Origin of the sequence: Thalassospira sp. HJ (assembly GCF_000948415.1) — a bacterium.
Lineage (GTDB): Bacteria > Pseudomonadota > Alphaproteobacteria > Rhodospirillales > Thalassospiraceae > Thalassospira.
Map to the genome: position 1 here is coordinate 152,144 of NZ_JYII01000006.1, position 13,467 is coordinate 165,610.

Sequence of the window (13,467 nt, forward strand, 5' to 3'; positions counted from 1 at the left end):
GTAAACCCGGCATTTTTGCTGCGCTGCGGTAGATATCGGAAAAACCGATAACGTATTTCTGATAAATGAAATTGTGAATGCTCAGGATCGGCGTACGCTTGCCGTTGGGAAATAAAAGTCACGCGAACTGACGTCCTGCAACTGGGAGACATCACAATGAAATCGCTACTAAAATCAGGTACGTCCGTGATGGTCGTGCTTGCCTTTGCCGCCAGTCAGGCGGCTGCCGCTGACATGATGACCGAACTTGGCACGCCAGAAGGTTCTGTGAATATCGTTGCCTGGCCGGGCTATATCGAACGCGGCGAGACTGACGCCAATTTTGACTGGGTGACGTCCTTTGAAAAGGAAACCGGCTGTGCGGTGAATGTCAAAACCGCCAACACGTCCGATGAAATGGTCGCCCTGATGAACGAAGGCGGCTTTGACCTTGTAACTGCATCTGGCGACGCATCGCTTCGCATGATTGCCGGCAAGCGCGTTCAGCCGATCAATACCGACCTGATCCCAAGCTGGAGCACGGTTGACGACCGCCTGAAAAGCGCGCCTTGGCACACGGTTGATGGCGTTCATTACGGCACCCCCTATCAGTGGGGCCCGAACGTTTTGATGTACAACACCGAAGCCTTTGCCGAAGCACCGAAAAGCTGGAACGTCGTGTTCGAGGAAATGACCCTCGCCGATGGCAAATCGAACAAGGGCCGCGTTCAGGCCTATGATGGCCCGATCCACATTGCCGATGCCGCGCAATATCTGATGGCGCACAAGCCTGAACTTGGCATCAAAAGCCCGTATGAGCTGAATGCCGATCAATATGCCGCCGCCCTTGATCTGTTGCGCGGGCAGCGCGAACTGGTATCGCGCTATTGGCATGATGCCTTCATCCAGATGGATGATTTCAAGAACGAAGGCGTGGTCGCATCCGGTTCCTGGCCGTTCCAGGTCAACCTTCTGAAGGCCGAAGGCCTTCCGATTGCATCGACCATCCCCGAAGAAGGTGTGACCGGCTGGGCAGATACCACCATGCTCCATGCCGAGGCCGAAAACCCGACCTGCGCCTATCTCTGGATGGAACATTCCCTGTCGCCAAAAGTGCAGGGTGACCTTGCCGCCTGGTTTGGTTCCAACCCGGCTGTTCCGGCAGCCTGCACCGGTAATGCCCTGTTGGGCGATGAAGGTTGTGCGACCAACGGCTTTGATGATTTCGAACGTGTCAGCTTCTGGCAGACCCCGGTTTCGAAATGCGAAAGCCAGGGTGAATGCGTGCCCTATTATCGTTGGGTTTCCGACTATATCGGCGTGATTGGCGGCCGCTAAGCGACCCTGCGATCAGGCTCCCCCACCCTTGTGAGCCTGATCGGGCAAGGGGATGCGCATGGCGTGTTGCCACACCCAACGCGAAATGCGCCCCCAAACTGATCGGTGGCAATGTCACGTGACTTCCGGACTCCGGGGGGACCCGGAAGGTGTCATTGCCGCTGATCAATCGCCAACGCCCATCTGCCCAAATACCCGCCAACATTCCTTGCTTCCCGAAATCCGACTGAAGCGCGGATTTCAAACAACTGGTTGATCCATGACGACTGCAGTTTCCTTCGCAAAGGTTTCAAGACATTTCGGCGCGGTTCGCGCTGTTGATGATGTCGACCTGTCCATTGCCGAGGGCGAATTTTTCGCCATGCTTGGCCCGTCCGGATCGGGCAAGACCACCTGTCTGCGCCTGATTGCCGGCTTCGAACAACCCACAAGCGGCCATATCGAAATTTTCGGCACCACGGTCGAACATGTCCCGCCCTATCGCCGCAACGTTAATACGGTGTTCCAGGACTACGCCCTGTTCCCGCACATGAACATCATCGACAATGTCGCCTATGGCCTGATGATCCGCGGCATGAACAAGGCCGACCGTCATGCCGCTGCGAACGAGGCGCTTGAACTCGTCGCCCTGCCGGGATACGGCGAACGCCGCCCGGGCCAGCTTTCCGGTGGTCAACGCCAGCGCGTCGCATTGGCCCGCGCACTGGTCAACAAACCCAAAGTGCTGTTGCTTGATGAACCACTTGGCGCGCTTGATCTCAAACTGCGCGAACAGATGCAGGAAGAACTTAAAACCCTGCAACGCAAGCTTGGCATCACGTTTGTTTTCGTCACCCATGATCAGGGCGAAGCGCTTTCGATGGCTGACCGTGTCGCCGTTTTCAATGACGGTAAAATCCAGCAGGTCGGAAGCCCGCAAGATATCTATCAACGTCCGCAAAGCCGCTTTGTCGCCGATTTTGTCGGTTCATCCAACGTGCTGGAACCGGATTTTGTCAAACAACTGACTGGCAAGGAAAGCTTCGCCAGCCTGCGACCAGAGGCAATCCGCATCGTTGCCGCCGATGGTCACAGCGCAACGGTCACGGGCAACAGTTATCTCGGCGGCAACACGCGCATCACCCTCGCCCTTGGCGATATCCGGATCAGTGCGCTGATCCCGGCTGATCAGAATGTTCCGGAAACCGGCAGTACTATTCAGATCAGCTGGCAGGAAAGCGACCTGCATCTGATGGAGGGGGCGCAATGACGACAAGCGCGTCACCCGCCACAACGGTTCAAAGAGAAAGTGCTGTTCTTCCCGGACAGGGCGGCATCACCGGCGCCTTGTCTGACAAGTTCTGGCGCAATCCGAAACTTCTTCTGATCCTGATGCTGACCCCACCGGCCCTTTGGCTTGGTATCATCTATCTGGGATCCTTGTTCGCGCTGCTCGCGCAAAGTTTTTTCTCGATCGATGAGTTTTCGGGCATGGTTCAATATGAACTGACGCTGAAAACCTATGGCGAACTGTTCCGCCCGGCCAATCTCGACATCATCATTCGCACGGTTTCGATGGCAGTCATCGTGACACTTGCCGCCGCTTGCGTTGCGTTTCCGATTGGCTATTTCGCTGCCCGCTATGCGCGCGGCAAATGGAAGGCCCTGTTTTACATCGGGGTGATGCTGCCGCTTTGGTCAAGTTATCTGGTCAAGGTCTATGCCTGGAAGCTGATCCTGGCCAAGGAAGGCATCCTGACCTGGATTTTCACCAAACTGCATCTGACCTGGCTGCTTGAAGCGTGGCTGACGATCCCGATCATTGGCGGCTATTCGCTTTCGGTCAGCTATACCGGAACCTTCCTTGTATTCCTTTATGTCTGGCTGCCGTTCATGGTTTTGCCCGTGCAGGCCGCCCTTGAACGCGTCCCCGGCAGCTTCATCGAGGCATCCGGCGATCTTGGTGCCACACCGGGTCAGACATTCCGTCATGTGATTTTCCCGCTGGCCTTGCCGGGCATTGTTGCAGGCTCGATCTTTACTTTCTCACTCACGCTGGGCGATTACATCATTCCGCAGATCGTCGGATCCTCGCGACTGTTTATCGGTCAGGCGGTCTATGCCCAGCAGGGAACGGCGGGCAACATTCCGTTGGCGGCGGCCTTTACGGTCGTACCCATCGTCATCATGGGCTTCTATCTTTGGGGTGCCAAACGGATGGGGGCTTTCGATGCGCTCTGATGGGAAACAACGCGCCCCGTGGGGTTTGAAACTTGCCGCCGGTCTTGGCCTTGCCTTCATGCATTTGCCGATCGCGCTGATCTTTGTCTATGCCTTTACGACAGAAGACAAATCCTATCAGTGGCCACCGCCCGGCTTTACCCTGAAATGGCTTGAAGTGACCTGGAACCGACCGGATGTGTGGGAAGCACTGAAACTGTCGCTGCAGACCGCAACTGTTTCGACCCTGATCGCGATGGTTCTGGGAACACTCTGTGCGGCGGCGGTATCACGCACCAAATTCTTTGGCCGTGAGACCATCTCGCTTCTGGTGATCCTGCCGATTGCGCTTCCGGGCATCATTACCGGTATTGCCCTTCGCTCGGCATTTAGCATCGCCGACATTCCGTTTTCGATCTGGACGATCATTCTGGGTCACGCGACCTTTTGTGTGGTGGTTGTCTATAACAACGCAGTTGCGCGGTTCAGACGGACGTCGGGATCACTTGTCGAAGCGTCGATGGATTTGGGCGCCAACAGTTTTCAGACTTTCCGCCATGTCATTTTGCCCAATATCGGCACGGCCCTTTTGGCCGGTGGCATGCTGGCCTTTGCCCTGTCCTTTGACGAGGTGATTGTCACAACCTTTACCGCCGGACAGCAGTCGACCCTGCCGATCTGGATGCTTGAAGAACTTGTTCGACCCCGCCAGCGCCCTGTCACCAACGTGGTGGCGATGGTGGTGGTTCTGGTCACTGTCCTGCCGATCCTGGCGGCCTATTACCTGACACGCGATGGCGATCAGGTGGCCGGATCGGGGAAATAACAGCACGCGATAACGCTACCAACGGGAGAGCTTACTATGGATACCAAGATGCTGATCGGCAGCAGCCTTGAAATGGGCGTCGAAGCCGAAGAGAACATCATCAATCCCAAGACCGGCGAAACCATCATGATGCTGCCCGAAGCATCCATGGAACAGATCGACCGTGCAGTCAGCGCGGCCGAACACGCCTTCCAGTCATGGTCGCGCACCACCCCGGCAGAACGGTCAAACTACCTTCTGAAAATTGCCGACCGGATCGAGACCGAAGCCGAAGAATTCGTCAAACTGGAATCATTGAACTGCGGCAAGCCGATCAATGCGGTCCGCGACGATGAAATTCCCGCTATCGTTGATTGCTATCGCTTCTTTGCCGGCGCTGTCCGCTGCATGCAGGGATCGATTGCCGGTGAATATATGGAAGGCCATACTTCCATGATCCGTCGCGATCCGATCGGGGTGATAGGCTCCATCGCGCCGTGGAACTATCCGATGATGATGATGGCCTGGAAACTGGCCCCGGCGATTGCCGGTGGCAATACGGTCGTCTTCAAACCATCCGAACAGACCCCGCTGACCGCACTTAAGATGGCGACCATTCTTGCCGACATCCTGCCTGAAGGTGTGGTCAATATCGTGCTCGGGCGCGGTGCGACCGTGGGCGATGCCCTGATCAACCATCCCAAGGTCGACATGGTCTCGATCACGGGTGATGTCGCAACAGGCAAGAAGGTGCTTCAGGCTGCCGCGAAATCGGTCAAGCGCACCCATCTTGAACTGGGCGGCAAGGCCCCGGTGATCGTCTTTGATGATGCCGATGTCGATGCTGTCGTCGAAGGCTTGCGCGCATTTAGCTACTACAATGCTGGTCAGGACTGCACTGCGGCCTGCCGGATTTATGCCGGCCCGAAAATCCATGACAAGCTGGTCGCGGATCTGTCATCTGCGGTTTCAAGCATTGCTTACGCCCGTGCCGATGACAGTGAAAACGAAATCGGCCCGCTGATTTCCGAACGCCAGCGTGACCGTGTGGCAAGCTTCGTCGCGCGTGCATCCGAACAAAAACACATGGAAATCACCACCGGCGGAAAACTGCATGACGGTCCCGGCTTCTTCTATCAGCCGACCGTGATTGCCGGTGCGTTGCAGACCGACGAAATCGTTCGGCGTGAAGTCTTTGGACCGGTTGCATCCATCACCCGATTTACCGATGTCGAAGAAGCCATCACCTGGGCCAATGATTCCGATTACGGCCTGGCGTCATCGGTCTGGACCAAGGATATCTCGCGCGCCATGCAAACCAGTGCGCGTCTGCGCTATGGCTGCACCTGGATCAATACCCACTTCATGCTGGTCAATGAAATGCCGCATGGCGGCCTGAAACAGTCCGGCTATGGCAAGGACATGTCGCATTACGCGCTTGAGGATTACACCGCTGCCCGTCACATCATGATCGCGCACGGCTGATCGCAACTCAATCATCAGACAAAAAGGGCAGCCCATACGCTGCCCTTTTTTAATGGTCTGACTTATGGCCGAATAAGCTTTGCGGCCGGGTGTTCGAAGGTTACCCGCCCGTCTTTCATACCCCAGATCGGGCGACTGATTTCGGAAACTACCTGTGCCCGGCTTTGAGCTGGCAGGACGATGAAGCTTGCGGCTTCGCCAACCGCGATCTTGTTCGATCGGCCCAGAAGTTTTGCTGGGGCGTCGGACACCATGGCAAAGCAGTTTTCTAGTTCGGCCTCGGTCGCGAGCTGGCTGACATTGGCATACAGGTTTGCCATGCGTGACAGCGAACAATCGCCGTAAGGCGTGAATGGGTTGAGCACATTATTGGTCGCAATCGTGCAGCACACACCGTGTGCGGCCAGCTTGTGCGCCGGGGCCACGCCACATGGTACTGAATGATCATGATCGCGCCCGGTCAGGAAAAGATCGGTCGCCGGAAGTACCGTCAAACCAATCCCGGCATCACGCATGATGGCAATCGTGTCCTCAAGATCGGATTTCGGCAGGACCGACAGCTTGGTCACATGCCCGATCATCACCCGGCCCTGCCAGCCAAAGGCGATGGATTGTTTGGCAACCTCATCAAGATGACGCCAGCTGGCATCAAGATCGAAATCAAGATGGAAATCCAGATCGACGTCATACTCGCGCGCCATTTCAAACAGACGCAGGATCTGCCCATTCGGATCAGTATCCATATAAGGACAGCCGCCCAGCAAATCGGCACCGTTATCAAGCGCCTCGCGCAGAAGCTCCTCTGTCCCGGGATAGTTAAACAGCCCTTCCTGCGGGAAGACGCAAATCTCGATATCCATCGCCCAGGCATAATCGGCCTTCAGCCGCTTGATGGCGTTAAAACCCGCCAAACCGATGCCCGGATCAATCTCGACATGAGTGCGCACCGCGTTGGTGCCTTCGGTAATTGCCTTTTCAATCACGCGGGCACCGCGCGCGTAAATGTCATCCTCGGTAAAGCCGCTTTTGGCATTGGCGACCGCACTGATCGCCCCCTGCAGCGTACCGGTCTCATTCTTGGCACGATCAAGGATGCAGGCCTTATCAAGGTGGATGTGACTTTCAACAAAGCCGCAACTGATCAGCTGACCGGCAGCATCAAAGCTTGGTCCATCACCGGCAATCGACTGGGCAATTTCAGCAATCTTTCCGTCTGCAACGGCAAGATCGACAAGCGTATTCTCACCAGGCAGGCAGGCGTTCCTCACCAGATAATCAAGCATTCTCATGTGCTCCCTGTTCCGGTTTTTTGTCTTTTGGGGTTTTGTCACCCTGTTCTGCACCGCCGAGATAGGCCGCAATCAGGCGTTCATCCTGACGAAGGTCCGATGCCTTGCCTTCGGCAACCACCTGCCCCTGCTCAAGGACATAGGCATAATCGGCGACCGAAAGCGCCATGGTTGCCATCTGGTCCACAAGAAGGATGGTCACACCCTCATCGCGCAACTCGCCCAGAATGGCGTAAAGTTCCTCGACCATGGCAGGCGCCAGACCAAGGGACGGCTCATCGAGCAACAGCGCCTTTGGCTTGGCAACCAGACCACGGGCAATCGCCATCATTTGCTGCTCGCCGCCGGACAGAAGACCAGCCGGGCTGTTGATGCGATCGCGCAAACGCGGGAAACGTTTCAGGATGGCTTCAAGCTCATCAGAACTGACCGGCTTGGGTTGCTTGTAAGCCCCCAGTTCGATGTTTTCGCGCACGGTCAGTTCCGGGAAGACCTGACGGCCTTCGGGCACCAGAACCAAACCCTGTTCCACGATCTGATGCGGGGCAAGGTCATGGATATATTCGTTATTCAAAACGATCTTACCGTCTACCGGGCGTAGCAAGCCGGCAAGTGCTGTCAGGAAGGTCGACTTGCCCGCACCGTTGGCCCCCAGAAGCGCAACCATTTCGCCCTGACGGACCTTAAGGTCGATGGAATGCAGAACCGGTGCCGCCCCATAGCCCGCGGTCAGGCGCAGGGTTTCGATGACTGGTGAGTCCCCGGCCTCGAACGGGATCGGGCGCGGGCGGGCTTTCATTTCGCCGTCCCCAAGATAGGCCGCGATGACCTGCGGGTCGCTCTGCACGGCCTGCGGGGTATCAAAGATGATCGGGGTGCCGGCATCCACAGCCAGGATCTGATCGGAAATGCCCATGACCATTTCCATGTCATGTTCGACCAGCACCACCGTGATACCTGCATCAGCCAGTTGGCGCAGCAATTTGGCCAGCGACACCTTATCGGCATGCATCAGACCAGCGGCCGGTTCATCAAGCAACAGCACACCGGGCTTGGTCGCAAGCGACCGTGCAATTTCAACAAGCCTGCGGTCCACATGCGGCAGATCACCGGCGCGGGCATCGATATCGCCGTGATAGCCGCAAAAGGCCAGAAGCCCGGCAGCGTGGTTGCGGTTTGCGTCCGATGCAATCGCACTGAACGGTTTGCCAAACCGGCCAACCGGGATACCGGCAATCACGTTATCAATCACCGACATGTTTTCAAACAGACGGGTCGCCTGATAGGTGCGCGCGATACCATTACGCGCAGCAAAATCGGTCGGCTTGCCGGCGATGTCCTGATCGCCGATGTGCACCGTTCCTTCGGTCGGTTTGTAGAAACCGCTGATGATGTTCAAAAGGGTGGTTTTACCGGCCCCGTTCGGACCGATGATGGATGTGACATCACCCGGCTTGGCAGTAAAGGAGACGGAATTGACCGCCTTCACCCCGCCAAAGGCAATCGACAGGTTTTCAACCACCAGACCATCTGATTTGGCGTAATCCTTAAGCCCGGCTTCGATTTCGGCTGCCGGGATTGCCGTCACTCCGCGCTTGGCAAGCGGGATGAAACGTTCAATCACGCCAACAATCCCGCGCGGTGCGATCAACAACACGACGATCAAAAGCGCACCAAAGATCAGCAGGCGATATTCGGCAAAGTCGGCCAGAAGCTCCGGCAGCAGCACCGAAACCGATGCGCCGACCAGCGGCCCCAGAACCGTGCCTGCACCGCCCAGAATGACGGCAAACAGATACAGGATCGACTGGCTGAGCGGGAAGTTCGAAGGGGCGATAAACATCATAAGCGGCGCAAACAATGCCCCGGCAAGACCGGCCATGGCGGCCGCAATTGCAAAGCCTGATGCCTTGACGGCAAAGGCGTTATAGCCAAGCGAGCTTGCGGCAATTTCCGCATCACGCATGCTGGTCATTGCCATGCCCCAGCCACTTGTCGCCAGACGGCGGAAGGCAAACAGCGCAATACCGGCCAGAACGACGCACAGCATCACCAGATCGCGCTCGCTAAACATATAGCCAAACAGCTCGGGCATCGGGAAGCCCATCAGGCCGTTTTGCCCGCCGGTCAACGCCCGCCATTCAATCGCGCCATGTTCGACAATAAAGGCAAAGGCAATCGTCACCATGGCAAGGAATGGCCCCGCCATCCGTACAGCCGACAGTGCCAAAACACACCCGGCCAATCCGGCAATCACGGTTGCTGCAATCAGCGCGAACCAGAAATTAAGCCCGGCCAAGGTCAGGATCGCACTGGCATAGGCACCAATGGCAAAGAAGCCGACCTGGCCCAGCGAAACCAGTCCGGTCAGCCCGTATAGAACGTTCAGTCCCACGCACAAAACCGTGGTGATGGCGACAAGGCCGATGACGAACTGGGTATAGCCGCCCGTCATCGTCACACCGATCAAACCGGCGATGATGGCCACCAGGATCACACCATCAAGGGCGACAGGTTTATTGAGCTTGGGCATCGGATTTTTGAATTTCATATCGCGTTTCATCATCAGACCTTCTTGATCGCAGCACGGCCAAACAGGCCGCTTGGTTTGACGGTCAGAACCGCGATCACAAGCGCGAACACGACGATGAAGGTGTAGGAAGATCCGAGATAGGTGGTCACGCCGGCCTCAACCAGACCATAGATAAAGCCAGCCAACATCACACTATAGGCCGATGTCATCCCGCCCAGAATGGCAACTGCAAAGGCCTTAAGCCCGAAAAGCGTGCCCATATCGGAATGCACCGAAAACAGCGGCGCAATCAAAAGCCCGGCACAGCCGGCCAGCATTGATGAGATGGCAAAGGATCCGGTCACCATCAAGGTGGTGTTGATCCCCATCAGCTTGGCCGCCTGAAGGTTTTGCACCACAGCCAGAAGCGCACGCCCCTGACGGGTATGACGGAACAAAGCATGAAGTGCGAGTGCCACGCCAATGGCAGCAACCGGGATCAGAATTTGTTGCGGATAAACACCCGTGCCAAACACATTCCAGCTTTCCCCAACCAAGGCAGATGGCAGGGTGCGGGGCTCATTGCCAAAGGTGAACAGGACCGCGTTATCAAGCAAAATGCCGCCCGCAACAGTCGCCATCAGCCAGGCTTCGGAATTGCGAATGGCAAAGGGCCGGACAAGGAAAAATTCAACAAGAATACCGGCAAGCCCGCAGCATAGAATAGCCAGCGGATAACCGACAATGACGGGAAAACCATATCGTTCGCAGAACACAAAACCCAGAACAGCGCCCAGCATCACCATCGATCCTTGGGCAAAGTTGACCTTTGAGGACACTGAATAGGTGATCTGGAAACCAAGCGCGATCAGCCCGTACATACTGCCCAGACCGATCCCGGTAATCAGAGCTGCGATAAATAACGTCATTGCCCGTTGCCTGCTTATGCCGTGCACGTAAGTGCATCATTAAAATGGATAAATCACCGAATGGCGCGCATTGGGAACACGCCATTCGGGTTGAATAGATCGCTTATTTGATCGGAATGATCTGACCTTCGACGAAATGCGCGAAGGTGTAATCTTCCGGACCAAGCGCATCCTGATCGTCCGGGGTGAACGGCGTGTCATAGGTTTTGATCATGCCTTCGACACCACTGATCTCGTACATCGCTTCACGGATGGCCGGACCTTCGGTCGAACCGGCTTTTTCAATCGCCGCTGCAATCAGAAGGGTCGCGTCATAGGCGTTGGCAATACCCGTTGCCGGGGTCACGTCGGCAAGGGTTTCGATTTCCGGGAATTTTTCCTGAAGTTTGACAAACATCGGGTTTGCCGGGTCGGTGAACAGATAGGTCTGGATGAAGTGGACTTTTTCACCCGACTTGCCAGCAAGTTCGGTGAAGCGGCCACCGGCCGGACCCCAATGCGATGAAATCGGAACATCCCAGCCCATACGATCAAGCGACTTGATCACCTGTGCGGTCGGGGCAACGTTGGCAACAACAAACAGGGAGTCCGCACCGTTTTCCTTAAGACGGGTCAGCTGCGGGACAACATCAACGTCGTTTGATTCAAACTTCTCAATCCCGGCATGTTCCATGCCACGCTTTTCAAGCGCCTTGAGCAAGCCCTTCTCGTTGGACTCACCCCACGGGTTGTTAATCAGAATCATACCCGGCTTCTTGGCACCGTAATTGGCAATCAGATATTCGGTGATTGCTTCATCGACATATTCATCAACGGCGGAAACGCGGAAGACATAGTTTTCCTCTGCACCGTTTTTGGTGATCCCGGTGCCAGCAGCCCACGGACCGATGAACGGAATTTTCTGCTGGTTGGCATAAGGCACGATGGCAAAGGAGACCGGCGTATCAAGACCACCGATCAGTGCGGCAACGCCTTCGCGCTGCGTCAGTTCACGAGCCGCAACCAGCCCCTTGCCCGGGTTGCTTTCATCATCACGCGAAACAAGTTCAAGCGGCTTGCCAAGAACGCCGCCCTCGGCGTTGATCTTGTCAATCGCAAGCGTGATACCACGCGTGATCGCTTCACCCGATTTGGCCGACTGACCGCTCAGCGCGGCAACAAGGCCAAGCTTCACGGTGTCATCTGCACGGGCATCATGGGCAGGCAAGGCGGCCGAAAACATCAGCGCCGCAGCAGCCCCGAGAAGGGCAGCACGGCGTGTTATTTTCGGGAAAGGCGAAGAAATAGGCATGTGAGACTCCCTGATTATGTGACTGCGTCGTCCGGCGTCGCATATTCGTGATGCGCACCAAATAGTCACCGCACTGCAGCAAGGGACGTGCCAAGAATCAGAAACATTAAAAATCAGATAGTTAGAAGATTTCCTGCCATCTCTAAAGCCGTGATTGCCTCATGTATACGCAGATTGCATGCAATTTTTGCATAAAATTAATGCATGCAAATTTTATGCGCACCGTTTATGCTTTAGACAGATCAATTCCTGCGAACAGAGGGTTTCCAAATGACCGACCAAACCACGGAAAATGTGCTCGACACCTTGCCGCCCGAGGCCCAAACCGTGCGTGATTTTCTTGATGCATCCATGAAGCCCGACCCGGAACTGGCGGCGACTTTCATGTCCGATGATGTCGTCATCACCTTTACCGACGGTCAGAAATACGACCATCCGTCGGGCACCACGGCATTCAATGCCGCGCGCTATAAATGGGTGAAAAAGAAGTTCGGTCAGTTTGACGTCGCCCACACCAACGGCCAGACCGTTGTTTACAGCACCGGCTGGCTGTACGGCGAATGGCCGGACGGCACCCCGTTTGAAGGCAACCGTTACATTGACCGTTTCGTGATTGAAAACGGCAAGATCGTCAAAATGGATGTCTGGAATGAAAGTGCGGAACGCATTTTGATCCGCAAGGGCATCAAGGCCTGATTTCCGCAGGAACCCGAACCATGCAGTCAGGACGACCCGCCCGGCATCAGTTTATGACGCGCACCGTCCTGTATCTGTGTGGGCGTCGAGCTTCGCATGATGCGCCGCCTGCGTCAGGCGCCGCCGTCGCGCACCTTTTTGGCATAGGGTTCAAGCGCATCAAGATACAAAAGCGGTCCACCTTCTTCGGTCCGGAACAGGGCCCGGTCGGCAACCGCGGTCAGGTGATGACGCATCAGTTTGCGCGCAGTGTCCTCGTCCCCCTTGGCCAGGGCATCGATAATCTGGCGATGTTCCTGAATGCCGCAATCGGTCGAATGCGGGCGAGCATAAAGCGACAGAGTCAGACCACAGCGATAACCGATTTCCTCGACATAGCGCAGCAAAACCGGGCTTCCGGCAAGGCGTGCGAGAAGGATGTGGAATTCGGTAGCAAGCCGGATCGAAATAGGCTCGGACGCGTGTTCGGCTTCGACTTCCTTGGCAAGGTGGGATTCAAGCTCGCCAAGAATTTCCGGGCTCATATTCTTGACCACTCGGCTGATGACCAGGTCTTCGATCTGGGTGCGCAGTTCAAAAAGATCGCGGGCTTCTTCAAGGCTGGGTCTGGCGACCATCGCGCCCTTGTTACGCCTAAGCTCAACCAGTCCTTCGGCGGCAAGCCGTTCAAGCGACTGGCGAATAAGGGTACGGCTGACGCCAAACCGCTCGCCAAGGGAATCTTCTGGCAGCTTCATGCCGGGCATCAGAACACGTTCGAGAATTGCCGAACGCAATGCCGAACTGATCATGTCTGTGCGATGTTTTGCCTTGTCCGCTGCTTTCATCCCTGCCCGCCGAGTTTCTTGTTTGGATCCGTTTATCTTTTACGCTTGTATAAAGGATTGCATGCAATTTCGCCACAACCGATGCATGCAAAGCCCGAAACCATTTGAAATCAACCA

General features: G+C 56.1%; 11 protein-coding genes. 6 read left to right on the forward strand and 5 right to left on the reverse strand.

The genetic code is table 11. The features are described from left to right. The first annotated feature begins 156 nt into the window (after positions 1-156). From UF64_RS02685 to UF64_RS02705, 5 genes are all read left to right on the forward strand, one after another. Complete coding sequence (locus UF64_RS02685; RefSeq protein ID WP_044827072.1) at positions 157-1,317, forward strand: ABC transporter substrate-binding protein; 1,161 nt, start codon at positions 157-159, stop codon at positions 1,315-1,317. Positions 1,318-1,576: 259 nt separating this feature from the next. Beyond that, positions 1,577-2,566 (forward strand): ABC transporter ATP-binding protein, encoded by a 990-nt coding sequence (locus UF64_RS02690; protein ID WP_044827073.1) that lies wholly within the window; start codon positions 1,577-1,579, stop codon positions 2,564-2,566. Then, the gene (locus tag UF64_RS02695; protein ID WP_044827074.1) at positions 2,563-3,537 is read left to right on the forward strand and encodes an ABC transporter permease; all 975 of its coding nucleotides are present in this window, start codon (positions 2,563-2,565) and stop codon (positions 3,535-3,537) included. The genes UF64_RS02690 and UF64_RS02695 overlap by 4 nt, the downstream gene beginning before the upstream one ends. Continuing rightward, a complete protein-coding gene (locus UF64_RS02700; protein ID WP_044827075.1) occupies positions 3,527-4,342 on the forward strand; it encodes an ABC transporter permease in 816 nt (271 codons plus the stop codon). The genes UF64_RS02695 and UF64_RS02700 overlap by 11 nt, the downstream gene beginning before the upstream one ends. 36 nt (positions 4,343-4,378) lie before the next feature. Continuing rightward, positions 4,379-5,806 (forward strand): gamma-aminobutyraldehyde dehydrogenase, encoded by a 1,428-nt coding sequence (locus UF64_RS02705; RefSeq protein WP_044827076.1) that lies wholly within the window; start codon positions 4,379-4,381, stop codon positions 5,804-5,806. Between the two features lie 62 nt (positions 5,807-5,868). Here UF64_RS02705 and UF64_RS02710 read toward each other — a convergent pair whose 3' ends face one another. The 4 genes from UF64_RS02710 to UF64_RS02725 all read right to left on the reverse strand — a co-directional run bounded on the left by UF64_RS02710 (position 5,869) and on the right by UF64_RS02725 (position 11,827). Then, entirely contained in the window at positions 5,869-7,095 is a 1,227-nt protein-coding gene (locus UF64_RS02710) for an amidohydrolase family protein (RefSeq protein ID WP_235284938.1), read from the reverse strand. Next, positions 7,082-9,646, reverse strand: coding sequence for a branched-chain amino acid ABC transporter ATP-binding protein/permease (locus tag UF64_RS02715; RefSeq protein ID WP_235284939.1), 2,565 nt, complete (start codon positions 9,644-9,646; stop codon positions 7,082-7,084). The genes UF64_RS02710 and UF64_RS02715 overlap by 14 nt, the downstream gene beginning before the upstream one ends. Before the next feature lie 14 nt (positions 9,647-9,660). After that, positions 9,661-10,536, reverse strand: coding sequence for a branched-chain amino acid ABC transporter permease (locus UF64_RS02720; RefSeq protein ID WP_044827078.1), 876 nt, complete (start codon positions 10,534-10,536; stop codon positions 9,661-9,663). 103 nt (positions 10,537-10,639) lie between these two features. Then, on the reverse strand, positions 10,640-11,827 hold the full coding sequence (locus tag UF64_RS02725) for an ABC transporter substrate-binding protein (protein ID WP_152630586.1): 1,188 nt from the start codon (positions 11,825-11,827) through the stop codon (positions 10,640-10,642). A 270-nt stretch (positions 11,828-12,097) separates the two neighbouring features. Between UF64_RS02725 and UF64_RS02730 the strand changes: the two genes are divergently transcribed. Continuing rightward, complete coding sequence (locus UF64_RS02730; RefSeq protein ID WP_044827079.1) at positions 12,098-12,523, forward strand: nuclear transport factor 2 family protein; 426 nt, start codon at positions 12,098-12,100, stop codon at positions 12,521-12,523. 113 nt (positions 12,524-12,636) lie between these two features. Here UF64_RS02730 and UF64_RS02735 read toward each other — a convergent pair whose 3' ends face one another. Next, the gene (locus UF64_RS02735) at positions 12,637-13,350 is read right to left on the reverse strand and encodes a GntR family transcriptional regulator (protein WP_044827080.1); all 714 of its coding nucleotides are present in this window, start codon (positions 13,348-13,350) and stop codon (positions 12,637-12,639) included. Positions 13,351-13,467 lie beyond the last annotated feature (117 nt).